This window comes from Psychrobacter sp. SZ93C1 (assembly GCF_015864635.1).
GTDB classification, from domain to species: Bacteria; Pseudomonadota; Gammaproteobacteria; order Pseudomonadales; family Moraxellaceae; genus Psychrobacter; species Psychrobacter fozii.
This window is the reverse complement of the sequence record NZ_JADYWY010000003.1, coordinates 367462-393099: the sequence shown is the minus strand read 5'-3', so window position 1 is coordinate 393099 and position 25638 is coordinate 367462. Positions and strand designations below refer to the sequence as shown.

Here is a 25638-nt window from a genome sequence, read left to right as displayed (position 1 = left end):
TATCATCACTAAGGATACCGCCTCATGAACCAACAGACTATTTGTACACTTGACGATATCATTCCTGAAACCGGTGTCTGCGCCCTGATAGATGGCAAACAAATTGCTATTTTTCGTACCAAACAGAACGATTTATTCGCTCTTGATAACTACGATCCATTCAGTCAAGCCAATGTACTGTCACGGGGGTTGATTGGTGGCACCACGATTACAGATGATACAGGAACAGCAAAAGAAGTCCTTTATGTGGCCTCGCCCATCTATAAGCAACGCTTTAACCTAGCTACTGGTCAGTGTTTAGATGATGAGAGTATTGTGCTCAATACTTATAAATTCAAACTTGATGGAAATAATGTGGTGGCAACATATGAATAATAAGAGACGTTATCTCTAATTTGATATTTTATTCATAATCGCTATCTCAAAAATAAAAACCCCTTTGAATCTGAGATTCAAAGGGGTTTTTATTTTTGACAACCACGCTGAAACACTATGGGTTGTACTTTTCAAAACATTTAGCCAAACTGAAAGGCTGATATTTGCGTTTTTAGTACTTGTTCAGAATAAACCTTCCGACCATCATCGTGACCTGCTGCCCCTACCGTTATCATAAGCGGCAGTAAATGCTCTTCTGCACCCAATAAATGTGAATCAAGCGCGTGAGGCGCTTTTGACCAATTCGCAAGGGCTACAAGTCGCTCATCTGAATCTACCGATTCCACAGTATTAGTCAGCCATTCATCAAAACGTTCTGAAGGTGCGGTAAAGTTTGCATCGTTGTAGCCACGCATATTATGAAAGCTCATGCCACTACCGATGATTAACACGCCCTCTTTACGCAATGATGCCAGCGCTCGACCTGCAGCCAGATGCGCCTTCGGGTCTAGATTATTATGTAATGATAGCTGCACCACTGGAATATCGGCCTCAGGATACATCAGCTTTAAGGGTATAAAAGTCCCGTGATCAAATCCTCTCGTGGTATTTTTTTCATTAGTGATACCTGCATCGGTAAACAATTGGCTAATCCGCTCGGCCAATACTGGCGCGCCACATGCAGGGTAAGTCAGTTGATAGGTATGATCAGGAAAACCATAATAATCATAAATGAGCTCAGGTTTCGTGCCAGCGGTAATACTAAATTCAGATGTCTGCCAATGCGCACTAACCATCAAAATAGCTTTGGGAGGCTCAGGCAATCGATCAGAAATACTTTTTAAAAATGCAGCCATATTATTCCACGTATCAGCCGGTTGCCAATCCATGAAAAAGCACGGCCCCGCACCATGAGGGATAAAGAATACTGGCTGTGTGACCGAAATCGACTCGTTGCCCATTCGCTTTTACTCCATTATGCTTCACTTTAATGCTCAATAACCCAATAATAAATACCAATGTTTAAGCTGAGAAATGGCTCTAGATGACGCAAGTTTTAAACTGCTGACAGCTATTAAATCTGCTCGACTTTTCCTGATAGCATTTTGTCGATACTGAAACTTCCGCCCCCTTGTATCATTAACGCGAGCGAAGCCACCATCAATGTCAACGCGTATTCGTAACCACCATTATCAGCAAATAATCCATTGCCGATATGGACAGAAAAAATAGCCACCAACATGGTAAATGCTGCGGCTAAAGCGGCTGGTCTGGTTAGCAAACCCAATACCAGAGCAAGACCACCAAAGAATTCAGCGCCGCCTGCCAATATCGCCATTAAGTAACCAGGTTCCATACCCATACTGCTTAACCATTGAGCCGTACCTGCTAGCCCATTACCACCAAACCAACCAAATAGCTTCTGGGCACCGTGGGCTGCCAAAATCAGGCCAACTGGTATACGAAGAACTAAGGCCGCTGCTCCAGCGTTCGATGTCAAAACTTTATTTAGTAGTGATGTTGTCATTGATGCTTACTCCAGAATGTATGATTAGGATAAATAGTGTCGGAAATGATATGAGCACACTTTACTATCAACGATATAAAAGAGTAAGCTAAGTTATATTGAATAATTATCAATGTATTGTTTATAATATATTTGATATTAGGATAAATACAGGAAAAAACATGGATAGAATCGACGCGATGCGTGCCTTTGTAGCAATCGTGACAGAGGGCAGTTTTAGCAAAGCCGCCATCACGATGCAGCTCTCGCCGCAACTGGTGAGCAAGTATGTGGCAAAGCTAGAGGATGAACTACATACTCGCCTGCTTAATCGCACTACCCGTAAAGTGAGTATAACTGAGGCTGGTAGCCAATATTTTACGCATGCGCAGCAGGTTTTATTGAGCATTGATGAAATGGCGGCGCAATTAGGCGGCCTACAGCAGCACCCCAAGGGAATCTTGCGAATCAGTGCGCCTGTCTCATTTGCTTTAAAGCATATGGCAAGACTGATCACTGATTTTCAAGCACAGCATCCTTCTGTCACTGTTGACCTTCAGCTAAGCGACCGGAAAGTTGATATCGTTGAAGAAGGCTTTGATATTGCACTGCGTATCGGACAGCTCGACAGCTCATCACTCGTCGCTAAGAAAATTGCACCTATCCGCGTGGTTTTATGCGCATCGCCTGAGTATTTAAAAATCCACGGCGTGCCTAAGAAGCTTGAAGATTTGGAATCGCATCGCTATTTGCATTACAGCTATATGAATGTTGAAACCAAAGGACAAATTTATAAGTACCTAAAAGCAAAACAATTCAAGGAGCATAGTATATTCCGCAGTAACAACGGTGACGTACTCGTTGAGGCGGCTATTGCAGGTGGAGGATTAATATTACAACCAACTTTTATTGCTAGTGATGCACTACATACTGGTAAGTTGGTCGTAGTGTTGCCTGAGTATGAGCCCGACCCTTTGGGCTTGTATGCTGTCTATGCTCATAGAAAGCTGCTGCCCCATAAGGTCAGATGTTTTATTGACTTTATGACAGACTATTATGGCGCTCCGCCATACTGGGATGAGCACATCACGCAAGCGCCAAATAGCTAATTGCTTATTAATATCTAGCCAACCTTATATAAAAGAGTGACAGCGTTAACCTCGGTTGAAGTATCACATATACCTCTGCACTCGGTTGCCTCGTCTCTCTTTCAAACTGAACCAATTATACATAAAGATATTTGATAGAGTAATTAGAAGTCTGGCTTTATACGCTATATGCCTCCCGCGCCTTTACTTGATGCTTCACTATTTTCGACCAATATCGCGGCGGCTGTTGTTCTGAGTATCGCCCATTGTTCATCGTCGACATAGATACCTTCTTTCCACGCGCGCTGATGGGTTGAAAACAGTTCATCTGTTGATATTTTACGATCGAAATTCTGAATATCGTTTTCAATATCAAAGTTTTGAGTCGCAATCTCAATAATCATATCATTGGTATTATAGTTGGCTTGTGCCTTATCAAAAAAGTATAGATCAGGATAGATAAACCCTTGATTTAACGTGAATAACGTTTGTTTAGGTACAGAGCCATTGTCCCATTTAGCCAGACAGGCAAAACCCTTGCTTGCCAATCCTACCAGCTCACTATAAGCCAGCCAGCGGTTATGGCAGTTCTGCAAATAAATATGAAAATGCGTTAGATCACCCATTTTTTCAAGCGCATAGTCAATGATGGTCGGCAAGTGACAAGCCAAACTATTACCATGCAACTCTAAGCGAATAGCACATTCCTCTTGATGGATGATGTTAATTGGCGTATCAACCTCGTTCAAGATATACGGACTGGCGTTATTAAAGTGTCTGATACCATCCAAGCCCGCCATCTGTAGCTCAGCGACCATAGTGGCAATCACATCTGCTTCACCCACTTCTCTGTGCAGCCCAGTAAAGGCTTTGTATACCATCGCGACGATTTCATTATGCGATACGATCATGAGTCAAACCTCCCTGCTCTGTCGATAAATCGGGTAGTAATGGAAACAGCCATTCATCACTATGCACTTCTGCAAATAAAGGCGCACCTTGAAACAAGGTAATCCGCACCCAACGATCGGATCTAGGATCAAATTTCGTCGCACCAAACATCGATAATTTACACCGTAATAGATGCATGGGTAATGCGGTTTTATGCAAAACATTCATCTGAATATCACCCAATGGTTTATGCCCCATCGTCCAAACGCGACGCGCAATTGAACGGTACTTTGGTTGATTTAAAGTAAACTCAGAAATCAGTTGTTGAGCATTGGCTTGCTTAAGCGCGAGATACAGTCTGTTTGCTTGCCTTGCGATGTCCAATGCAAGTTCACGATCCGCGCCCGGCTCTTGCCCGCGCACGCCCATGCGCGGCTCTTCTTTATCCACTGAACGATACCAAAACCAATAGCTGTTTTCAGGCTGGCTAAAATCAATATCAATCGCCCACTGATAATACAGCTCTAATACATCAATTAAATCTTGAATCACCTTTCCTTTCGGTAACGATAAAGCTTCATCAGCATTTACCTTTTTTTGAGAGGCATCGACACGCTCAGGATACAACTCCATTAAGCAGGATATGATGACTTCTTGACTCTCAAAACTCAGGTAATCGTGGTCTTGCAAAAACTCTGCCCATGTCGCGTAATTATTAATACTTATCATCAAATTGTTTTGTAGTACTGTTAACTCTGTGACGACCGCTTCATTGAGTTTTATTTGCTGCTCATTGATAGTAACGATTTCGCTAAAATGCTGAATGGCACGTTTGATTAAGCTCGCAAAATGCGCCGTTTCTTTGGGTTCCACCTGACAGACCAACGTTGCTTGCAATGCCTCTTCACGCGTCGCAAGCCATTGGTCAACGACACAAGGATGGTTGATTAAGTACGGTGCCATACCCAGACCCGTAGCATTACCAATCCCAAGATAACGTTTAATCTCTGGATGCAACGTGACTGCATTGCTACCACCTTTTTGCTTTGCCAAATAATCAACCCAATCTAAGCTAAACTCGCGCAGCAGGTAGACGGCACACATCTGTGCCCGAAACGATTGATCAAAGTCTTCACTATGCTCCAACGGCTTAAAATCATAAATACCAAACTTACCGTTGCCATAGACAGCCGTGGTACGCAAAATATAACCGACTTGCGATAGCACATCTACATCTGGTTGCCTACCAATAGCAAGCGAGCTGACAATATGATCAAAGACCCTGACGCTCTTATTTGCTCGTGCCAGCACCATCACCATATTAGAGTTGCGACCTGCTTCTTGTAGCGGCACATTAGCTTGTAGATTATCTAATAATTCTTCACCTATCTCACCAAACACAAGCCCAAAGGTCACATCCCATTTTTGGGCAATCACCCTATCATTACGCTCTTCATCAGCCAGCTCATTACAGAAAACTACCAGATGATACAAGTGCTCTGGAGTATTGAGGCGATAGATAACTTTGCCGTAACCTTGTTCATCCAAATCCCATAAGTGCGTACTGAGTGTCCATTTTTCTTTGTCAACTTTGCGTAGTAGTGTGCGCACAAAGCTAATACGGGTCTGGTGCATTGCGCCTAATCTTTCTGCATTCATAATCACATCACGAGTACGAAAACCCGTACTAAGCGAAGGTGGTTTGACGTTACTGTTTTCGTTATTTGCATAAACCATATTCATAATTTCACTACCTTACCTAATATACCGAGCCAGCAGCTTCGTTAATAATCTCAATGATGATATCTATTGGTAAATATAAAATTAGCGGTGTAGGTGATGGCTGTCTCATATTTACCGTTTAGTGATTCAGTGCTTCAATCAATTTTTTCAGCCAATTTTTCCTGAGCACGTTTTTCTTCACTAATTTTATGTCTGGTTTCTACCTTATTGGGACGATACAAGTCTTGCTCTCGTGCCATTTGCTGAGCAATCTGTGGCCCATTCCATAATGAAGGCAACAATACAAAAGAGACTGGCACGGCGGTAATCACGATAAAGGACTGCAACGCTGTCACGCCGCCCGAACCAAGCGATATTAGAACAATGGCTGTTACACCCATCATGATGCCCCAAAAGGTGCGAATCATGGCGTTCGGCTCACGCTCGCCACTGATGACCACACTGATGGTATAAGTCATCGAGTCGCCAGTGGTCACGATAAATACCGTCGTCAAAATCAAGAACAATATCGAGGTAATCAAAGGAAATGGGAGTTGCTGCGTGACGGCTAATAATGCACCGGGTAGATTGAAGCCTTCAAATGCACTACTGACACTACCAGGGTTGGCAATCTCGAATGCTAAACCAGAACCACCAACGACGGTGAACCAAAAGCACGTCACGAGCGGTGCAATAATACAAACGGTGGTAATTAATTGGCGAATCGTACGACCACGTGAGATGCGAGCGATAAAGATGGCCATCATCGGGCCATAGCCTAAAAACCAACCCCAAAAGAACACTGTCCAACCGCCAAGCCAACCTTCATCACCGCGAAACGTCGCCATTGGGATAAAGTTATCGACCATCGTACCGACACCTTGGATATAACCATTCACAATAAAGTTGGTCGGCCCAAATATCAGAATAAAGAGCATCAGGGCAACCGCCAATATGACATTAAAGCGGCTGAGCAACTGCATGCCTCGAGCAAGCCCACTGATCGCTGATAAGGTATAAAGCGCAATAGCAAATACAATAATGATGAGCTGAGTGGTAAACGTATCAGGGATACCAAACAAGGTGTTGAGTGCATAGCTGGTTTGTAGACCCAGAAAACCGATAGGACCAATCGTACCAGCGGCGACGGCGACGATACAGCAAGCATCGATAATCGCGCCCGTTTGACCAGTGAGTACGCGCTCACCAAACATAGGATAAAGAAGCGTACGAGGTTTCAGCGGTAAGCCTTTGTCATAATGCAGATGCATGACCACAATCGCTGTCAAACTACCGACAATCGACCACGCCAAAAATCCCCAGTGCATAAAAGACTGTGATAAGGCGTTAAAAGCCCGTTGTTGTAAGTCTGGTGATTCACCATATAATGGAGGTGCTGAAACGAAATGAGCAATGGGTTCTGCCGCAGCCCAAAAAACCCCGCCGCCAGCCAGCAACGTACAAAACAGAATAGCCATCCATTTGAAATTGTCCATTTCAGGCTTTGGTAAATTGCCCAAGATGACGCGACCAGTACGACCTGCGCCAACCGCTAACGCGATAACAAAAGTAGCAAGAAGCAAAATTTGCCAGAAAGGACCGAAAATATTAGCCGACCATTGAAAACCAACATCAACGATCGTGGCTAACTGCGCCTCTGCAAAAATTGCCATGAGCACAAAGATCGTAATAAAGCCGCCACTGTACCAAAATGCAGGGTTTTTAAGCCCTAGCGTGTCAGCATCTGTAGAAATTAATGTGCTAGTGACCTTTTCCGCCTCTGTATCTGTATTGGCAGCGCTTGAGCGTCCTTGCTCATCTTGATTAAATCCCTTTAAATCGGCCATGATGTGGCTCCATATGCTAACGTTTCGTTATTTAAATCAGGTGCATAGCAATGATGATATATCTAAACAACCTCGCTATACTGTCTACTTCAAAAGGTTTTATGCTATAAAACGTCTGTCTTCTTATAGCGATTTCGAGTAACCGTTGATTGAAACACTATTTTCAGACTGAGTGGTTAAGACAAAGGCTTTAAGCCTTGCTCTAAAAAATCGAACCAGTTTTGACCGATGACTTTTCCAGCATCACTTTCATTAAAACCGTGCTTTAGCAGACCGTTATAGATATTTTCCATACCGTCTTTGCCAGCGAACCATGGCAAAGTATCTGGCCAACCTGAATTATTGGCATTGCCTTCACCATAATCCATCGCTTTTGACCAGCGACCATTGCGCATCCACTCAAGCACGGCTTGCGGTTGATTGAGACATAAATCACTGCCAATCGCTAAATGTTCGACGCCATATTTATCAGCACAATTGGCAATCATGGTGCAAAAGTCATCAAGCGTACATGCGCTGCCATTTGGCAAATGGAATGGATATAAACTAAACCCTAACAACCCACCTGCTTGGGTCAAGGCACTGATGACCGTGTCTGATTTATTACGCAAGGCCTCATGAGCCGTGGTCGGATTGGCATGGCTGATACATATCGGACGCGATGACACTTCTATCGCCTCAAGCGTTGAGCGCTCAGCGCTGTGTGACATGTCAATAATCATACCGACACGGTTCATCTCAGCGATGGCCTGCTGACCAAATCGGGTGATGCCATTGTCATTCTGCTCATAACAACCCGTCGCTAGTAAGCTCTGGTTGTTGTAAGTCAGTTGCATAATCAATAGACCTAAGCGGCGCATCACGCTAATCAAACCAATTTCATCATCAATTGGTGAGCAGTTTTGTGCGCCGAAAAAGATGCCAACTTTGCCCTGCTCTTTTGCCGTTTTGATATCAGCCACTGAGTACACGGGCAAGATAAGATCTGAGTTTTGCTCAAAGCGTGCATGCCATTCAGCAAAGCGAGTCGTGGTTTGGCGAGCGTCTTCGTGATAGACCAAGGTGGCGTGTACCGCATTGATACCACTGGCTTGTAGCATCTTGAAGTAGTCGCGATCCCAATGGCTATACTGTAATCCGTCAATGACGATATGGTCTTGGTACATATCAATTCCCTTTAATACTTTTATAAGTGACCGCTATCATTTGCTATTCAGTGCGTGTTCACACCCTGTCGCTTCGATAGCGGCGAGTATTCTTGTTAAGATAGTTCTAGTACGCTTTTTGATAAGCGGTCTTGACGATGGTATAGAACTCTTTGGCATATTGACCTTGCTCACGCGGGCCAAAGCTTGACTGTTTACGGCCACCAAATGGCACGTGATAGTCCGTACCTGCAGTTGCTAGATTGACCATGACGCAGCCTGCTTGTACTTGCTCTTTGAACATCGCACTGCTGCGCAAGCTTTGGGTGATGATGCCGCCCGTCAGACCAAAGCGCGTATCATTGGTCATGGCAATCGCTTCTTCTAGGTTTTTGACACGCAAGACACACGCCAGCGGTGCAAACACTTCCTCTTGGTTGATATCCCAGCTGTTATCCGTCTCCGTAAACAACGTGGGCGACATATAGTAGCCGTCATGCGGCATCTCTAAACGCTCACCGCCAAACGCTAAATTGGCACCAGATTGCTTGGCTTTTTCGATCCAGTCCATATTTGATGCCAGTTGCTTATCATCGACGACAGGCCCCATAAATATGCCGTTTTCAAGCGCATGGCCAACTTTTAGGGTTTTCATTTTGGCAATCACACCGTCTACAAACGCATCATGAATACCGTCCATCACAATAAGACGTGAAGAAGCCGTACATTTCTGACCCGAACCGCCAAACGCACCAGCCACTGCCGCATCGATAGCGACTTGCAAATCGGCATCGTCAGCGATAACCAAGGCGTTTTTGCTGCCCATCTCAAGCTGACAACGGATAAAGTTTGGTGCAGTAGCAGCAGCGACTTTGCGACCTGTTGGTACAGAACCTGTAAAGCTAACGGCGTCGATGTCTGTAGAATTGATGAGCGTATCACCGACTGACGAGCCGCCACCCAACAATAAGTTAAATGTGCCTTCTGGCATGCCTTGACGGTGAATAATTTCAGCCAATGCCACTGCGCTGGCTGGCGTTAAATTTGCAGGCTTCCAAATGACAGTGTTACCAAACGCTAATGCTGGCGCGATTTTCCATACAGCAGTGGCAGTTGGAAAATTCCAAGGTGAGATAATGGCAACCACACCGACTGCTTCGCGGGTAACTTCGACCTTAACACCAGGACGCACTGAATCAGCGCTATCACCCATTTGACGCAGCACTTCAGCGGCATAGTAATGGAAGAACTGGCCTGCGCGATAAATTTCACCGCGACCTTCCGCAAACGGCTTACCTTCTTCAAGAGACAACAGCGTACCTAGCTCATCACAGCGAGCAATCATTTCATCGCCAATCGCTTGTAGGATAGACTGCTTTTTTTCTAAAGGAGTCGCTTCCCACTTTGGCTGGGCTTGACGCGCCGCCGCGATGGCATCTTTGACTTGATCGCTACTGGCTTGTGCAAACTCGCCGATAGTTTCAGTGATATCAGATGGGTTAATATTGGCAACGGTATTTACGCCTGCCTGCCATTCACCATTGATGTAAAGTGATTTGGTTGGGTCTTGCTGCAATATCTGTTGGGCGGTGTGAGCTGACATAAGAGCTTCCTTGATAAAGTATTAAATATTTGATTTATTGACTGGAGTACATTCAAAGTTTAGGGCACAGCGGCATATACGACCAACTCAACCAGCATCTCTTCACGAGCCAATCCTGCTATCACCAACGCCGCACGATTTGGATAGGGTGCTTCAAAGTATTCAGCGTAAACTCGATTGACCGTTTTTAGATAGTCACGGTCGGTCACATAGATCATGACTTGTAGTACCGAATCCATGCCAACATTGGCACATTCTAATGTGTGCTTGAGGTTGTCTAGGGTCTGGCGCGTTTGCGCTTCAATACCACCTGCAACCACATCACCATTTTCATCGATAGGAATCTGCGCAGTGTACAACGTACCATTGCTGGTGATCGCCCATTCTAAAGGGGCTTTAGATGCATAAAGTGAGGTTTTGATAGCTTGTTTGGTTGAATGAGTCATCATGTTGTCAGATCCTTTGATAAGTGGTTTCAGCAGTAAGCGATCTGAAATTTATTTAATCATTGCCAACTGCTATATAACTTATCCTACTTAATTAACAACGATAAATCTAACTAATTAAATTTGAATTTTGATAGATTTAATCTATCATTTAAGATAAGTTATGGAAAAATAGTCTTGGATGATCTGAATATGAAGCTACAGCAATTACGACATTTTTTATTTGTGGTAGAAGAAGGCGGCTTTCGTGCGGCGGCTGATCGCGCTAACCGTTCGCAAGCCGCTTTATCAGCCTCGATAAAGGAATTAGAAAAAACGTTAGGTCAGCGTTTATTTGAAGTGGGAAACAAAGCCATATTGACGCCCTTTGGTGAAACCTGCTTACCAAAAATGGAGCAGTTTCTTACCGTTTATCAAGCGCTAGAAGACGATCTTAGAGCCTCTGCATCTGGCGATAAAGGTAAAATTAGAATTGCAAGCGTGCCATCACTAGTGACTAAATTATTACCTAGCGTGTTGGTCGAATACTCAAAAAAATATCCTGATATCGAGATTGTATTGATAGATGATAACTCTGTCGGTGTGGCCAATCGGTTATTGGCCGGTGAGATAGATTTGGCATTGGGCAATTGCACCAGTATTGATAAAGCAAATATAGATTTCACCTTATTAATATCAGACCCCATTGGCGTTGTCTGCCTTAAAGCCAATGAACTGAACAACGAGTTAAATCAGGTGCAAGGGCTAACATGGCAACAACTCATGTCGCAGCCGTTTATCTATAATGGCACTTGCAGATTGCTCGAAAACACGCCAGCCGAGGCGCTCAATCGCAGGGCAAGATATACGGTAGAAAACATCACATCGCTATTTTCTTTATTGCGTAATGATTTGGGCATCACTACTCTACCCAAGCTTGCCTTCCCTGCTAATGAGCCCGAATTGGTTTGGATAGATTTAGTTGACCCTTCTTTGAACCGACAGATCGGTATCTTTAAACTCGCCAATAAATCTATCTCTCCGCCCGCCCAAGCATTTTATAATCTCTGTATTGCGTATGTTCAAGAGAACTACTGGCTGTAGAGTGGCAAGGTTTACTCTGAATAAGAAAACCAAGACCTAAAATCAAGGCGTCTTGCGTTAGATACGACCAAAAGCCTGACGCCATTCATCGCAACGAGCCTCATCTCTCGCATCATAAATACTCATAGCAGATTCTAGATCTAAATCGAATGCATCCTCATTATCTTCTGCTAATGCTGTTAGTCGCATGGAATACCAAGCAGTGACACCGCCTGGAGGGTTGGTATCGAATCTTGGAAACTTTGAGTCACCACCTTCAATATTTAACCAGTCATTGGCTAGATTTGGATTTAATGCCATACCACGACCTATACTAACCATATCGACCGCGCCACTCGCAATAGCATCAACAGCTTGCTGACGCGTTTTAAAACCGCCTGTCGCCATAATAGGAATAGTGGTTATCTGCTTTGCACGTTGTGCAAAACTAACGAAGTAAGGCCCACTACCAGAGCTGCTGTCTGAGCTTGCAGGAGCACCTGGAAAATAAGTACCACCGCTGATATCAATCAGATCGATAGAAGTCTGATCGATGATACCAATCATCTCCATAGCATCCTCTTCTGTTAGGCCGCCTTCTAATTGATCGGTTGAGTTTATCTTAATACCAATGGGGAATGCATCGCCCACCGCCTCTCTAACGGCTTCTATCACCTCATATACGACACGGAATCTTCCTTCTATAGATCCACCGTATCCATCGGTGCGTCGATTGAACAATGGAGATAAAAACTGACTTAGAAGAAACCCATGTCCTGCATGTATTTGAACACCACCAAAGCCTGCATCTTTAGCAATCATGGCTGCGTTTGCATACATAGCTGGTAACGCCTCGATATCTTCTATGCTCATCCCCTCGCATTGTAACTCTGCAAGATCTAAGGCAGAAGGGCCTTTGGGTTTACTAACAGGCAAATATGACAATGCACCAGCGTGTCCAAGCTGCGGCCAAAGATGTGCACCATGAATAGATCCGCGACGTGCCAAATCCTGTAATGCCTCGATATCTGAATTTGGGTTTAGTACTAAATTGCCAGGCTTCTCAGGATAATGAGGAGTACCTTGTACTTCGCCAATCAATGACAATGCGACGCCGCCTTGTGCCCAGCGCTCATAAAGACGTGATTGAGCATCCGTTGCATTACCACACCCATCACCGAGAGAATCTGACATTGCGGCCTTCGCCATTCGGTTTTTGAGCACTACCCCGCAAGGCAGTTCAAGCGGCTTACCTAATGTTTCTGCTAGGTTGGTTGGATTAAGTTTGGTCATTGTTTGTTTCATCGGGACACTCCATCGTTATATCGAAATATCTCGATATTATATTTTAAAAATCCATCTTAGACTGAGAAGACAGTGTATCAAAGCTTTAGCAACTCTTTCTCAACCTCGTTGAGAAAAGCTTTAATATTAGCCTCATCGCGTTGATAAAATGTCCATTGACCATGGCGTTCAGCAATGACCAGTCCTGCCTTTTTTAACACCCCCATGTAATTCGAGATGGTTGATTGCGACAATCCTGCTTTTTCTTGGATATATGCCACACACACGCCATCCAAATCCGCGTGCTCTGGTAATGAGGCTGGAAAGTTTGACCTGTCTTTTAACCATTCAAGGATTTGACGGCGCATGGGGTTATTAAGAGCGGAGATTACGTTTTCTATATTCATATAACATGATATTTCGATATACCATCAAGAGTCAATGATTTATTGAAAACAACTTTGATCGACAGCTTAATCAATCATAGTATCCGATTGGACAATTCTTTAACTCAATTACCTTAACGTCTTCTTAACAGGCCGCTTGTTATTGTGAGGAATATATCCACTATAACGCTATTGAGAAGCCAGATTATGTCAATACCTCAATTAATTAGCACCAATGACACTAAAACTTATACTAAAAATAGCGATATAAGCACAATAAGCAAAGTGTCTAATCGCGAGATTAATCTCAATTATTTGATTATAATCGTTGCGCTCTATTTGGTCGCCACGGCGAATATTGGGTTTTTTGAGCAAGTGCTGAATATTTATCCCTTTCGAACTCATATTGCTTTTATAACGTCCCTCGCAGGTCTGTTATTCGGACTTATGTGGCTACTGTTCCAACTATTATGCTATCGACCAATTGCAAAGATCGTGCTAATTTCGATGGTATTGATAGCTGCTGTATGCGGCTACTTTACGGATGCTTACGGCACGATATTTGACACCAATATGCTGATCAATAGTATGGAGACGGACCAAGCTGAAGCAGCGGGACTGATGGCACCAAGCTTTTTTATTCGTCTTATTTTATTGGGCATCATACCCGCTTTTATTATTGCCAAAACCCCTATAAAACGCAGTCCTTTACGTCGTGCCATCTTACAACGCATTATGACTTTGATACTGTCGCTTGCGTTTATAGGCGCATGCCTTTTGCCCTTGGGCGATCAATATGCCACTTTTTTTCGTCAACACAAAATAATCCGTAGTTACGCCAACCCCATTACCCCTGTCTATTCTGTTATCAAACTGGGCACTGATTACATTGATGAACTACGTTGGCCTGACACGTTGATACTGCATGCGACCGATGCCAAGCGTCTAGCGCCTGTTACTGGAGCTGGTACTAATGCTGCAAAACCTAAGCTGATGGTATTTGTCGTCGGCGAAACAGCCCGTGCTGATCATATTAGTCTCAACGGTTATCAGCGCGATACCATGCCATTACTGGCTAGCCAGCCAGACATTTATAGCTTCAGAAAAGCCACCTCTTGCGGGACATCTACCGCTTACTCGGTGCCTTGTATGTTCAGTTATGCTAATAGAGAAAACTATAACTCTAAGAATGCAGACTATAATGAAAACGTACTGGACACGCTACATAAACAAGGTGTCAACGTCATTTGGCGAGACAACAACTCTAGCTCTAAAGGCGTGGCCGATCGCGTCACGTTTGAAGACTATAAAACCGCTGAGACTAACCCTAACTGCGATGTTGAATGCCGAGATATTGGTATGCTCGATGGTTTTGACAAACTTGTTAAGTCAAGCGACACACCTACAGACACGCTTATTTTACTGCATCAAATGGGCAATCATGGCCCTGCTTATTACCAGCGTTACCCTAACGAGTTTGAAGAGTTTAAACCTGTCTGTATGACCAATGAGCTGGCCAAATGCGATGATCAGTCTGTTATCAATGGATACGATAATGCCATTCGTTATACTGATTACTTCTTAGATAACGTTATTGATACGCTAAAAAATTATGAGCAAGACTATGATGTGGTGATGGTATATATCAGTGATCATGGCGAGAGCTTAGGAGAAAACAATATTTATTTGCATGGCCTACCCTATAGTATCGCACCCGATGCCCAAAAGCAGGTACCAGTCATCATTTGGTCACCTACTAGCAACAGCATTGATAACCATAGTCTTACTCGTATGACCGATCAGCCCGTATCACATGATTTCATTACGCCCACTTTACTCAGTTTCTTCGGTATCATAACCGATGAAGTGGCAGCAGAACCCACTTTTTTTAAGCTGGCCAGTTAGCGTTTTAATCCATTCACGACTGGCATTTATGCACGAGACATCTATGTACAAAATACTTATTATTGAAGATAATCCTGATATTGTGGCCAATATTTATGCTTTTTTTGAGCCAAAAGGGTTTGAGTTGGACAATGCTCACAATGGTATTAGCGGCTTAACGCTCGCTGCTAATAATCGTTATGACGTGATTTTATTAGATGTGATGCTACCTGGCATGGACGGTACAAAACTGTGTAAAAAGCTAAGAGATGAGCTACATAATAAAACCCCAGTACTCATGTTGACGGCGCGCGATACTATTTCAGATAAAGTCGCAGGATTCGATAGTGGTGCCGATGATTATCTGGTTAAGCCCTTTTCTTTAGTAGAACTAGAGTCACGCATCAAAGCCCTTATACGTCGACATCAAGACGACCATTTCCGGCATAGTATAGAAGTCGGCAAGCTGTCGTTAAACACGGAAGAGCACACCATCACACGTGAAGGACAGTCGCTAAAACTCACGCCAACAGGCTTTAAGATACTAAATGTGCTCATGAGCACTTCTCCTCGAGTCGTCAGTAAAAACGAGCTAGAAGAAAAGGTATGGGGTGAGGACATTCCTAGTAGCGATGCCCTGCGCACGCATATGCATGGTGTACGTGCACAAGTCGACAAACCCTTTGTACAATCTATGATAGTCACGATACCTGGTGTGGGTTACCAAATCATTGATCCAGATAAAGTATAAAATCCGCTGATAGCTTCAAAAATCTGCCCTTGTGATAAAAAATATTTAGATATTTGTATGGCCGCCTATCTCTCTTTCTTTCTTTCTTTCTGCCTTTCATTACGAAGTAAATACCATGTTTAGTATCGACTCCATCGTTAACAAATTTCGAATCTCTTACTTCTTATTTGCCTTATTGCTTTGCGCAACTTTCGTCAGTATTTTTCTGTACGCGGAGAGCAGAATAGAACAGGAGTTGGTCAAGGCTCGTCTATTACAGCAGCTTGATCTCAGTCAAGAGAAGTACGGCGATCAGCCTATTTATACTGCCGACCCAGGTATTAAAATTTACCGCTACGATGTGGCACCTGCCAATCTACAAGCATTGGCGAATGAAAAAGTGCAAGAAATATCGGTCACTATCAACGATGAGTCTGGCAAAACTCACGCCAACCTTCATTTTTTTATCGATCAGCAGGGTGAGCAAGCTTATATATTGACCTACGTAGAAGGGGTTGAGATGGTGATGAGTCACTATCCGGTTTTAGAAATCTTCGAAAGCTTAGAAGATATTTTCGCCAATGCCTTGAGAGCGGCTGTCATTTTGAGTTTATTAATCGCAGCGATATTCTCTCAGCTGTCCTCTAGGCAAATCACCAAACCGCTATTAGATTTAAAAAAAGCCGTAGAAACCGATCATCAAAATCTATCCCAACTGACACATATGCCTTCAGAGGTTGGCGTCTTGGCTCGAGCTATTGATGATAAAAACCATAAGCTAGAACAATACCTAAAGCGTGAGCAGTTGTTTACAGGCGATGTCAGCCATGAGCTGCGTACTCCTTTGACTATTATCATGGGGGCATCAGAGGTACTGGCCTCACAATTAGAACATGACAGTCACTTAAGTGAATTTACCAACCGCATTAGCAATACCGCTAAAGAAACTTCTGAGATTATCAGTGCTTTACTATTACTCTCTCGTGCGCCTGAAAAGTTAGACACGCCGCAAACCTCCATCAACAATATTGCCTCAAATGAAGTAGCGCGCTTAAGATACTTGCTACGCAATAAGGCAGTGACTTGCACCGTAATGGCTGAACAAGAATGTTTCGCGTACGTACGACCCGAGCTACTAAAAATGGCATTGGGCAATCTAATAAAAAATGCATTTCAATATACTGATGATGGTGAGGTAGTCATTACGATTGATGCCGAAAAAATCACCGTCACAGACACAGGGCTTGGTATTCCTGAAGTGATGATGCCTTTGCTATATGAAAGATTTGAGCGTCTAGAACAACAGAACCATGACCAACAACTGGATACCGAATCATTGTCAAAAGGTCAGTCTAGCTACCAAGTTGAAGGCAGCGGTTTGGGACTTAGCATCGTGCAACGCATCATGACTCATATGGACTGGCAACTAACGCACCAAGCCAATGAGGCTGGCGGTAGCACCTTTAGTATTTATTATACGTAGCCTCTTCTATAGTCAGTCCTCTATAAAAGAATGCCAGCTTGAACCTCGCTTGAAGTATTGCATCCACACTCAACAATCGCATAAGTACATCGCATAAATATAAAAAAAGCAAAAGCATCTCATCTTAACGTTTTCTTAACAGCGCCCCGCTCATACTAATACCCAAGTGCTAACCAGTGACCTCCTACACTGGGATCATTAAAACAATAATTATAGAGATGATTGCACTTACTCTATATTTTCAGAGATAAGAAAAGCGAGTGAAAGCACTACGTGTTCCTTGCCATATACTCAAAATATCCATAACGATTGAGCATCAATATGAACAATGTCGAAACCATTTCTATCGAGCATCAACAGATAGATTCCTATTCTAAAAATAAGAGCGCACCTGATACTCTTGTGATGTCCGGCAGCTTTGCAAGTAATGCCAAGGGTAAAAAAGGTCTGGATCGACTCCTAAATGCAACAGGATATTCTATAGATGGTTTCCGTGCTGCTTATAAGTTTGAAGCCGCATTCAGACAAGTTCTTTGGCTTAATCTACTGCTGTTAATATTCACTATATTTATGCCTTTTACTATCAGCATCAAAATGATGCTGGTATTCGCCTCTTTCCTATCCTTAATCGTTGAGCTTATCAACACTGGTATCGAAGCGAGTGTCGACCATACTTCTACTGAGCAACATTCATTAGCGAAAATAGCCAAAGATGTCGGTTCAGCTGCTCAGTTTCTAGCATTGCTGTTATTGTTTGTTTTGTGGCTAATGGCATTATCGACTTTTTTATCTTAAACAGTATTTAGTTAGCAGTATCACTACCATAATGTATGTATAGTTTATTCAGTTTAAAAGAGAGACAAGGCAACCGAGTGTAGATGTATATGTGATACTTCAAGCGAGGTTAACGCGGTAACTCTTTTATAGAGAATTGACTATAGGACTAGTTGAAGTTTTAAATGATTCTAGAGGACGATTCAACGGATTGGGTTTGGCTTAAACTCTTGTGCTTAACGATTATTGCTGCTTTAACTTTTGAGCATAGCCAATTTGATATTCGTATTAGTGAACTGTTTTATAGCCATGGGCAATGGCTCATCCAAAAAGATGCACAGCCTTATGCTTTCATCTTTTATGATGGACCTAAAGCATTATTGATTCTCCTAGCACTCTATTTGATTACCGTATTAATCTTAAAGTACAGACACTCCCTAAACAGTATCTCTGCAACCAATAGCAGTAAGCTCCATAAATTTGTTACCCCTTTATCCATTCGTGAGATAAGTTATCTTTTGACGATTCTTATCGTAGTCCCTACTTCTATTGCACTATTAAAAGGGATGACACATGTGAGTTGCCCCAACCATTTAACCCTCTTTGGTGGGAGCTTACCCTATCTAAATGTCTGGCAAAACATAGTCGCCGACACGCCAGCCAAATGCTTTCCAGCCGCACATGCGAGCGCAGGATTTTCTTTATATGGTTTGGCATTTTTACCCACTCTAAAAAAATATCGTTATGGAATATTTGAGAGCGTGACCGTCTTAGGCTGGACAATGGGGCTGTATAAAATGCTCTTTGGCGACCATTTTTTTAGTCATACATTGGTATCGATGCTACTGTCACTAACCATTGCTTGTGCGCTTTCTAGCCTATTTTTTAAGAAGAAGAAGACTACCAGCACAATTAAAAGCATTACCCTCAATGTTTAAAGAACTTTATAGATATCTTTAATAGCAAAAAACATCCTAAAACGATTTGACCGTAACGATGATGCGGCCATCGTCGAGCAAACACTACTTAGGTCATCCATATTACTCCCACTAAAATATTGCTACTAAATATTTGAAAAACAATGTATAAATAATCAATAGTAACCAATATATGAGTCGATAAAAATATGAATCGCACTCGTCGTAATCGTCATTGAAGTGTAGATGGCCTACAAGGGAATGTAGTCATGAGCCTTCTATTTGAGTGTCAGAATAAACTGCTACGATATAAGCCGCCAATACGACGGGTGCTGTGAACAAGCGTTATAGACAGGAGCTATTACTAGCATTATAAGGATATTATGAAACCACTTTCTATACCGATATCAGCACTGGTTGCTAGTCTGGCTTGCAGTACGGCCTATGCTGATAATATCTATCCTGCACACACTGATTTGCCTGCTAGAACCAGCCTGCCAAATGTTAGTCCACTTAATAGTGATCTCGCCAATCGCGGGGCTTATGTGGCACGTACAGCAGATTGTATGGCTTGCCACCGTGAAGATTACAGCGGCGGCGTACCGATAGAGACGCCTATTGGCAATATTTATTCAACCAATATTACGCCTTCTACGCAGTATGGCATCGGCAACTATACCGAAGCTGACTTTAAAAGCGCGCTTCGTAAAGGTCGTGCGCCAAAGCATCAAATCTATCCCGCCATGCCCTATCCATCCTATCACGGCATGTCTGACGCTGACATTAGCGCTTTATTTGCCTATTTTCAGACCGTGCCTATCATTGATAAGCCTCCTGAACAGACCACTCATTTGCCATTTCCATTAAACATCCGAAGCTTGATGTTGGCATGGAATATCATCAATGTACCTTCTACCGAAAATCGCTCAGGACTGACTTCCGTACAGCAGCGCGGTGAATATTTGGTAAATAATCTAGAGCATTGCGGCACTTGTCATACGCCGCGCAATCTCACCCAAGGTCTCGATCAAGATCGCTATCTATCTGGAGCACCGCTCGGTAAGTGGTTTGCCCCTAACATCACTCCTGACAACGATACGGGCATTGGGCGCTGGTCTGAGCGTGACATTATCGCTTATTTGCGTACTGGCAAGCTTGATAAGCAAGCTTATGCCGGTGGCCCTATGGCCGAAGCGGTAGCACATAGTACACGCTATCTCACTGATGAAGACTTGAGTGCGATGGCTAACTATCTAAAAGTCGTCCCAGCAATCAAGACGGATGATTACCTAATACCAGTTAATGTCGCTCGACTCCCTAGCCCGAAAAGCACTTCTATCACCTATGACTTACTTGAGCAAAAGGATTACTTAGCTAAGGCGAAAGCCAATACATCTCCTGCCACTATTAGTCAAAGCAGTAATCAAATCAACAGTCAAAATAGAGGCATGGAAAATAGCGATTCACCAAAATCCCTATATCTGACTCATTGCGCCAGCTGTCACGGTGTCGATGGTTACGCGCAACCTGATGCCCGCTATGCCGCTATCGTCGGTCTCAGTAGCATCCGCCGCGCTAAACCTGATGCACTTATTGGCGTGATTGCATTTGGGGCAAAAGGTGCATTCAATACCGCGCCCAAGATGCCTGGCTTTGAAAAAGACTTGAGCCACGCACAGATTGCTAGTATTACCAATTATGTGCGAATCAACTTTGGCGGTCTATCCAGTAGTGATGTGAGTGCTGACGAGGTTAAGCGAGTCATAAAAGAGAAAGGCTAATCCCAAAAATAAATCGGACTGTTTGCCTCTTATGTAGTTGATTCAGTTTGAAAGAGAGTCAAGGCAGCTGAGTGTAGATGTATATGTAATACTTCAAGCGAGGTTAACGCTGCCACTCTTTTATAGAGGATTGACTATACTAATATAGAGGTTGAGCACTATAAGGACATTTAAATGAAAGATTTGCTGCATTCCCCTACACGGCGACAACTGCTCTCGATGATTGGTAAGACGGCTGGCGCGACGGCCATGTATCAGGCAATGACCACATTGGGCTTTGCCTCAGAGTCTAGCTTTCAAAAAGAAATAGATCTAAAAGGTGCCCCTGCTGGCGCCAGCATCGTTATCCTTGGTGCTGGCTTAGGTGGACTGACAGCGGCTTATGAATTACGCAAAGCAGGCTATAAAGTTACTGTCCTTGAGTACCAAAATCGCGGCGGCGGACGCAGTTGGACGCTAAATAGCGGGGATAAATACACGGAACTAGGGGGCGAAGAAGTCACCTGCGACTTTGAAAAAGGCAACTACTTCAATGGTGGACCATGGCGACTGCCCGTACATCACTATGCGGTCTTTCATTATTGCAAAAAGTTCAATGTGGCATTACAGCCCTTTATTCAAACCAATGATCGTGCTTATCTGCATCGTACCAACCATTTCAATGGTGCGCCGCAGCGCTTGGGTGACGTGCAAAGCGATATCCGTGGCTATGTATCAGAGCTATTATCCAAAGCCGTCAATAAAGGCAGCTTGGATGATACGGTGACTAAAGAAGACAAAGAAAAACTATTAGAAGGTCTCAAAGGTTGGGGCGTGCTCGATACTGATTATCGCTATGTCAAAAGCCATGAAACGGGTAAACATCGTGGCTATAGCGTCTATCCAGGTGGTGGACTGATGCCCGATGCCAAACCCTCTACGCCCATTCCAATGGATAAGCTGCTCAGTTCAGGCATGTGGTCTGATCTCTATAACAACTATACGGTTCATGTGCATCAACCCGCCATGTTCCAACCCGTTGGTGGCATGGGTAAAATCGGCGATGCTTTCACCCGCGAATGCCGCGATATGATTCAGTTCAATGCTAAGGTAACTAAGATTCATCAAGATGAAACGGGTGTCACGGTTGATTATGTCGATGCCAATAACTCTAAAAGCAGCAACTCTGAAAGCGGTAACTTAACAAGTGGCGTTAAAAGTATTCGTGCTGATTGGTGTATTTGCAATATTCCACTGTCAGTATTGACCCAAATTGACATCAATGTCTCAGAGCCAATGAAGCAAGCCATGGCTGCAGTGCCTTATGACACCTCCTATAAAGTAGGGCTTGAGTTTAAGCGACGGTTTTGGGAAGAGGATGAATGGATATACGGCGGCATCACTTATACGGATCTGCCCATTACCCAAATCTCCTACCCTTCACAAGATTTATTTACCTCAGGTTCAGGCGTGTTATTAGGTGCTTATGGCTTTGGAGAAGCGTCTTATAAATTCAATGCGTTAACGCCAAAAGAGCGAATTAACGTTGCTTTAGAATATGGCAAATATATTCATCCGCAATACACCAAAGAGTTCCGCGCAGGTACATCAGTCGCTTGGCATCGTATTCCCTGGTCACTCGGCTGCTATGGCATTTGGAGTGAGTCGAGCCGTCAGCAGTATTACGAGTCGCTTTGTAGTATTGACCATCGTATTGTATTAGCGGGTGAGCATTGTTCTCATATTCCTGCTTGGCAAGAAGGTGCGATACTCTCAGGGCTAGACGCAGCCAAGCGCCTACATCAAAAGGCCAAGAAACTTGGATAGCACATCTTTAAATAATAAGTCTTTGGTTAATAAGTCTGGCATTGACGCAAGAATGATAACAATGAGACTAGGCACATTAGGAACAATCATGACTATGTTGACATCAAACCCATTTAGATTATCTAGCCCGCTTAGCTCGGATAAGGCAATAATGACCCTCGTTGTTGGTGGATCAATAGCGTTAATAACGTTGTCAGGCTGTAGTCAGCATAGAACCGAGAACGCCGCTACTATCGCCAGCCAGCAAACAGCGCCCATGGTGTTTGATAATCAAGCTAGTCGCAATAATGGGGCTTGGGGCGGCGTCTATCTATCAAAAGAAGCGCTGACACGCACGCCTATGGATATCGTCGACGTCAGTGCTATACCAAAAATGAGTGACGATGCCAATTTACAAAAATGGTTAGCCAAATTTGAAGGCGGTACACAAGGCAAAACTGGGTTTTTCGCTACGGATGGCAAGAAGCTTTATGAAGATTCCTGCGCGGGCTGTCATATGCTCAAAGGCGAAGGCGCACAGGGAGCGGGTTACTATCCACCATTAGCCAACAACAGTAAAATGGAGTCTAAATATTACATCATTAGCATCCTTATCAATGGATTACGCGGTATGCCCTCTTTTCATCACATGATGAATGATCAGCAGATAGCTGCGGTTACCCAATATGTGCATAGCGATTTAAATAACTATACTGATATAGTGACAACTGACAACGTGTCTCAGCTGCGTCATGACTTTCCACCTGGCTCTGATCCTAGCGAATAAGTATGCTGACGACGGCTAATATATAGCCTTTCTCGATCATCAAACTTTGGGCTTCAGCATAATTGTCTAGCACTGCTCAAAACAGACAATCTCTATATTCAAACGACAACATATGTCTTCTAGAGGGATTAATCTTAAACACACCTCTATCAACATTGAAGGACTGCTTAATTTTATCTTGACTGACCATTGCTATGCCGTTACTGTTTATATGTAGCAATCGTACTATAGTTGATTCAGTTTAAAAGAGAGACAAGGCAACCGAGTGCAGATGTATATGTGATACTTCAAGCGAGGTTAACGCTGTCACTCTTTTATAGAGGATTTACTATATTGGCTGCCATTCACATTGTAAACTGTAGACCGTACGCATCAGCTATCTATATAAGAAAGGTCAATATAATAAGCGTCAAGCTCTCTCTAAAAATTCATAAAAAGTGTCACGGATAGCCGCTTTGAAATAACTGAGAGACAAGAGACCCGACCTATAGTTGAGTTCAAGTAATTTCGATACAAGGAAACCGAGTGCAAGCTATACATTAGTATGGTTAGCGAGGGTGACGATGTAGCGAATTTATGTGGATTTTACTATACATATTTTGAGGTAGTCTGCATGCGTATATACTTATCTAATTGCTATGAACACCTCCTTCAAAGGCTATCAAACCGCATAGCTGCGCCGCAATTACGCTTCATGATTTTTCTCTTGATGCTTATCCTTATATCCAGCCTATTGACCGGTTGTACGCAACGAGTCTGGAACGAACCCATAGCAGATACAACCACCACTCGTTATGACTTTGATAATACTTTACCTCAAAACTCAGATGATGTATTTGTGGTGCTCGCCTTTTCTGGTGGTGGCACACGGGCAGCGGCGCTTAGCTACGGCGTGCTCGAAAAACTGCGTGACACGCCAGTGACTATCAATGGCGTCGAGCGCCGACTGTTAGATGAGGTAGATGTCATCTCCTCAGTATCAGGCGGTAGTTACACCGCTGCTTATTACGGCTTGTTTGGTGATGATATTTTTAAGCGGTTTGCCCCAGAGTTTCTATATGAGGACTGGCAGTCTCGACTAATCAAGCTTGCATTACGTCCGAAAAGCCTAATCGCTATGAGCAGCTCTGAATACAATCGAGGCGATCTGGTAGCGGACAACTTAGACAGTAGCCTGTTTCAGCAAAAGACTTTTGCGGATATGGGTCGAGGCAAACTGCCTTATGTCATCCTCAATGCCAGTGACCTCAATAACGCCATGACGTTCTCATTCACTCAGCAGCAATTTGATTTTTTATGTTCAGATTTATCGAGCTATCCTGTGGCCAATGCAGTGATGGCCTCTTCGTCTGTGCCTGGCATCTTTGCTCCCATAGCCCTACGTAACTTTTTTGACTGCTCCGAGCGTGGGCAACCTTGGGTGGATAAGGCTTTAAATCAAGACGATCATCTACCACGCAGTTATGCAATCGCCCGTGCATTAGACCGATATTCACAGCCAGATCGCATGCCTGTCGTTCGGTTGGTAGATGGCGGCGTCACCGATAATCTAGGCGTTCGTGGCTCAATGATGAGCCCTGTGACTCAATATGGCGACGTCCCGAATATGGCAGGCGCATTTAGCCCCGACAAGTTGCGCCAGGTCAAACAAGTACTGGTCGTCATTGCCAATGCGCAAACCTACTCAGAGCATGAGTGGTCACTAGAGAGTAAAGATCCTAGTTTCCTCGACACCATTTCCGCTGCTAGTGAGGTCGCATTAGGTACTTTGAATAATGAAACTGTCTCATCGGCTAAAAAAGAGTTTTTGCAATGGGGTGAGCATGTGAATGCTCAGCGTGACTCAGACTCCCCTAAAGTTGAGGTGCATTTTTCGGTATTAACCTTTGATCAAGTAAAAGATAAAAACGAACGTGCAAAGTTCGATGCGATGCCAACCACTTTTCACTTACAACCTGAGCAAGTCGATGATTTACGCTCATTAGGCAGCAGTCTGCTTGATCAATCAGCAGAATTTCAAAACTTTCGCAATGCCCTTCAGTAATATATAGCCAAGTCCTCTAAGCGAAAGAATCTAAGCAAGTTCAGCGAGCTATTTAAAAAGCTGGTTATAACTCGACTCTAAATTTGAGTGATTACTC

Annotated in this window: 22 protein-coding genes; 12 read left to right on the top strand and 10 right to left on the bottom strand. The window is 43.6% G+C overall.

Annotated elements, in window-relative coordinates; genetic code table 11:
* The first annotated feature begins 24 nt into the window (after window positions 1-24).
* Entirely contained in the window at window positions 25-375 is a 351-nt protein-coding gene (gene nirD, locus I6E83_RS06275) for a nitrite reductase small subunit NirD (protein WP_197100474.1), read from the top strand.
* A 140-nt stretch (window positions 376-515) separates the two neighbouring features.
* Here nirD and I6E83_RS06270 read toward each other — a convergent pair whose 3' ends face one another.
* Window positions 516-1337, bottom strand: a complete 822-nt coding sequence (locus tag I6E83_RS06270) for a DODA-type extradiol aromatic ring-opening family dioxygenase (protein ID WP_197100472.1) — start codon at window positions 1335-1337, stop codon at window positions 516-518.
* Between the two features lie 113 nt (window positions 1338-1450).
* Window positions 1451-1903: a DoxX family protein gene (locus I6E83_RS06265; RefSeq protein WP_110924335.1), complete on the bottom strand. Its 453-nt coding sequence runs from the start codon at window positions 1901-1903 to the stop codon at window positions 1451-1453.
* 161 nt (window positions 1904-2064) lie between these two features.
* Here I6E83_RS06265 and I6E83_RS06260 point away from each other — a divergent pair, with 161 nt between their 5' ends.
* Window positions 2065-2991 carry a LysR family transcriptional regulator gene (locus tag I6E83_RS06260; RefSeq protein WP_197100471.1) on the top strand — a complete coding sequence of 309 codons (927 nt, stop codon included), beginning with the start codon at window positions 2065-2067 and terminating at the stop codon, window positions 2989-2991.
* 164 nt (window positions 2992-3155) lie between these two features.
* Here the strand turns inward: I6E83_RS06260 and I6E83_RS06255 are convergent, their stop codons facing one another.
* From I6E83_RS06255 to I6E83_RS06230, 6 genes are all read right to left on the bottom strand, one after another.
* The gene (locus tag I6E83_RS06255; RefSeq protein WP_197100470.1) at window positions 3156-3881 is read right to left on the bottom strand and encodes a DUF3726 domain-containing protein; all 726 of its coding nucleotides are present in this window, start codon (window positions 3879-3881) and stop codon (window positions 3156-3158) included.
* Window positions 3865-5604 carry a hypothetical protein gene (locus I6E83_RS06250; protein ID WP_265091207.1) on the bottom strand — a complete coding sequence of 580 codons (1740 nt, stop codon included), beginning with the start codon at window positions 5602-5604 and terminating at the stop codon, window positions 3865-3867. Before I6E83_RS06250 ends, I6E83_RS06255 begins: the two co-directional genes overlap by 17 nt.
* Before the next feature lie 134 nt (window positions 5605-5738).
* Window positions 5739-7430: a BCCT family transporter gene (locus I6E83_RS06245; protein WP_197100469.1), complete on the bottom strand. Its 1692-nt coding sequence runs from the start codon at window positions 7428-7430 to the stop codon at window positions 5739-5741.
* A 176-nt stretch (window positions 7431-7606) separates the two neighbouring features.
* Complete coding sequence (locus I6E83_RS06240; RefSeq protein ID WP_197100468.1) at window positions 7607-8596, bottom strand: membrane dipeptidase; 990 nt, start codon at window positions 8594-8596, stop codon at window positions 7607-7609.
* 106 nt (window positions 8597-8702) lie between these two features.
* Window positions 8703-10178 carry an aldehyde dehydrogenase family protein gene (locus I6E83_RS06235; protein ID WP_197100467.1) on the bottom strand — a complete coding sequence of 492 codons (1476 nt, stop codon included), beginning with the start codon at window positions 10176-10178 and terminating at the stop codon, window positions 8703-8705.
* A gap of 59 nt (window positions 10179-10237) precedes the next feature.
* Window positions 10238-10627, bottom strand: a complete 390-nt coding sequence (locus tag I6E83_RS06230; RefSeq protein ID WP_197100466.1) for a RidA family protein — start codon at window positions 10625-10627, stop codon at window positions 10238-10240.
* A 189-nt stretch (window positions 10628-10816) separates the two neighbouring features.
* On the opposite strand from I6E83_RS06230, the gene I6E83_RS06225 reads away from it, so the two are divergent.
* The gene (locus tag I6E83_RS06225; protein ID WP_197100465.1) at window positions 10817-11707 is read left to right on the top strand and encodes a LysR family transcriptional regulator; all 891 of its coding nucleotides are present in this window, start codon (window positions 10817-10819) and stop codon (window positions 11705-11707) included.
* Window positions 11708-11764: 57 nt separating this feature from the next.
* Here the strand turns inward: I6E83_RS06225 and I6E83_RS06220 are convergent, their stop codons facing one another.
* Window positions 11765-12991 carry an NADH:flavin oxidoreductase/NADH oxidase family protein gene (locus tag I6E83_RS06220; RefSeq protein WP_197100463.1) on the bottom strand — a complete coding sequence of 409 codons (1227 nt, stop codon included), beginning with the start codon at window positions 12989-12991 and terminating at the stop codon, window positions 11765-11767.
* Between the two features lie 77 nt (window positions 12992-13068).
* Window positions 13069-13377 carry an ArsR/SmtB family transcription factor gene (locus tag I6E83_RS06215; protein WP_110924327.1) on the bottom strand — a complete coding sequence of 103 codons (309 nt, stop codon included), beginning with the start codon at window positions 13375-13377 and terminating at the stop codon, window positions 13069-13071.
* A gap of 186 nt (window positions 13378-13563) precedes the next feature.
* Here I6E83_RS06215 and I6E83_RS06210 point away from each other — a divergent pair, with 186 nt between their 5' ends.
* The 9 genes from I6E83_RS06210 (at window position 13564) to I6E83_RS06170 (ending at window position 25541) form a co-directional block, all read left to right on the top strand.
* Window positions 13564-15261: a phosphoethanolamine transferase gene (locus I6E83_RS06210; protein ID WP_197100461.1), complete on the top strand. Its 1698-nt coding sequence runs from the start codon at window positions 13564-13566 to the stop codon at window positions 15259-15261.
* 43 nt (window positions 15262-15304) lie between these two features.
* Window positions 15305-15991 carry a response regulator transcription factor gene (locus tag I6E83_RS06205; protein ID WP_197100459.1) on the top strand — a complete coding sequence of 229 codons (687 nt, stop codon included), beginning with the start codon at window positions 15305-15307 and terminating at the stop codon, window positions 15989-15991.
* 115 nt (window positions 15992-16106) lie between these two features.
* Window positions 16107-17453: a sensor histidine kinase gene (locus I6E83_RS06200; protein ID WP_197100457.1), complete on the top strand. Its 1347-nt coding sequence runs from the start codon at window positions 16107-16109 to the stop codon at window positions 17451-17453.
* A 405-nt stretch (window positions 17454-17858) separates the two neighbouring features.
* Complete coding sequence (locus tag I6E83_RS06195; protein ID WP_197100538.1) at window positions 17859-18248, top strand: diacylglycerol kinase; 390 nt, start codon at window positions 17859-17861, stop codon at window positions 18246-18248.
* A gap of 164 nt (window positions 18249-18412) precedes the next feature.
* Window positions 18413-19165, top strand: a complete 753-nt coding sequence (locus I6E83_RS06190) for a PAP2 family lipid A phosphatase (protein ID WP_197100455.1) — start codon at window positions 18413-18415, stop codon at window positions 19163-19165.
* Between the two features lie 362 nt (window positions 19166-19527).
* Window positions 19528-20925: a cytochrome c gene (locus tag I6E83_RS06185; RefSeq protein ID WP_197100453.1), complete on the top strand. Its 1398-nt coding sequence runs from the start codon at window positions 19528-19530 to the stop codon at window positions 20923-20925.
* A gap of 174 nt (window positions 20926-21099) precedes the next feature.
* Window positions 21100-22731, top strand: a complete 1632-nt coding sequence (locus tag I6E83_RS06180; protein WP_197100451.1) for a flavin monoamine oxidase family protein — start codon at window positions 21100-21102, stop codon at window positions 22729-22731.
* An 88-nt stretch (window positions 22732-22819) separates the two neighbouring features.
* Window positions 22820-23497, top strand: a complete 678-nt coding sequence (locus I6E83_RS06175; RefSeq protein WP_227680834.1) for a c-type cytochrome — start codon at window positions 22820-22822, stop codon at window positions 23495-23497.
* Between the two features lie 709 nt (window positions 23498-24206).
* Window positions 24207-25541, top strand: a complete 1335-nt coding sequence (locus tag I6E83_RS06170) for a patatin-like phospholipase family protein (protein WP_197100449.1) — start codon at window positions 24207-24209, stop codon at window positions 25539-25541.
* Window positions 25542-25638 lie beyond the last annotated feature (97 nt).

Coding starts and splice junctions, on each gene's coding strand:
- I6E83_RS06245 (WP_197100469.1), bottom strand. CDS start 7,430: ATGGCCGATTTAAAGGGATTTAATCAAGATGAGCAAGGACGCTCAAGC.
- I6E83_RS06205 (WP_197100459.1), top strand. CDS start 15,305: ATGTACAAAATACTTATTATTGAAGATAATCCTGATATTGTGGCCAAT.
- I6E83_RS06260 (WP_197100471.1), top strand. CDS start 2,065: ATGGATAGAATCGACGCGATGCGTGCCTTTGTAGCAATCGTGACAGAG.
- I6E83_RS06190 (WP_197100455.1), top strand. CDS start 18,413: ATGATTCTAGAGGACGATTCAACGGATTGGGTTTGGCTTAAACTCTTG.
- I6E83_RS06180 (WP_197100451.1), top strand. CDS start 21,100: ATGAAAGATTTGCTGCATTCCCCTACACGGCGACAACTGCTCTCGATG.
- I6E83_RS06200 (WP_197100457.1), top strand. CDS start 16,107: ATGTTTAGTATCGACTCCATCGTTAACAAATTTCGAATCTCTTACTTC.
- I6E83_RS06255 (WP_197100470.1), bottom strand. CDS start 3,881: ATGATCGTATCGCATAATGAAATCGTCGCGATGGTATACAAAGCCTTT.
- I6E83_RS06170 (WP_197100449.1), top strand. CDS start 24,207: ATGCTTATCCTTATATCCAGCCTATTGACCGGTTGTACGCAACGAGTC.
- I6E83_RS06185 (WP_197100453.1), top strand. CDS start 19,528: ATGAAACCACTTTCTATACCGATATCAGCACTGGTTGCTAGTCTGGCT.
- I6E83_RS06225 (WP_197100465.1), top strand. CDS start 10,817: ATGAAGCTACAGCAATTACGACATTTTTTATTTGTGGTAGAAGAAGGC.
- I6E83_RS06215 (WP_110924327.1), bottom strand. CDS start 13,377: ATGAATATAGAAAACGTAATCTCCGCTCTTAATAACCCCATGCGCCGT.
- I6E83_RS06175 (WP_227680834.1), top strand. CDS start 22,820: ATGACTATGTTGACATCAAACCCATTTAGATTATCTAGCCCGCTTAGC.
- nirD (WP_197100474.1), top strand. CDS start 25: ATGAACCAACAGACTATTTGTACACTTGACGATATCATTCCTGAAACC.
- I6E83_RS06195 (WP_197100538.1), top strand. CDS start 17,859: ATGTCCGGCAGCTTTGCAAGTAATGCCAAGGGTAAAAAAGGTCTGGAT.
- I6E83_RS06235 (WP_197100467.1), bottom strand. CDS start 10,178: ATGTCAGCTCACACCGCCCAACAGATATTGCAGCAAGACCCAACCAAA.
- I6E83_RS06210 (WP_197100461.1), top strand. CDS start 13,564: ATGTCAATACCTCAATTAATTAGCACCAATGACACTAAAACTTATACT.
- I6E83_RS06240 (WP_197100468.1), bottom strand. CDS start 8,596: ATGTACCAAGACCATATCGTCATTGACGGATTACAGTATAGCCATTGG.
- I6E83_RS06220 (WP_197100463.1), bottom strand. CDS start 12,991: ATGAAACAAACAATGACCAAACTTAATCCAACCAACCTAGCAGAAACA.
- I6E83_RS06250 (WP_265091207.1), bottom strand. CDS start 5,604: ATGAATATGGTTTATGCAAATAACGAAAACAGTAACGTCAAACCACCT.
- I6E83_RS06265 (WP_110924335.1), bottom strand. CDS start 1,903: ATGACAACATCACTACTAAATAAAGTTTTGACATCGAACGCTGGAGCA.
- I6E83_RS06230 (WP_197100466.1), bottom strand. CDS start 10,627: ATGATGACTCATTCAACCAAACAAGCTATCAAAACCTCACTTTATGCA.
- I6E83_RS06270 (WP_197100472.1), bottom strand. CDS start 1,337: ATGGGCAACGAGTCGATTTCGGTCACACAGCCAGTATTCTTTATCCCT.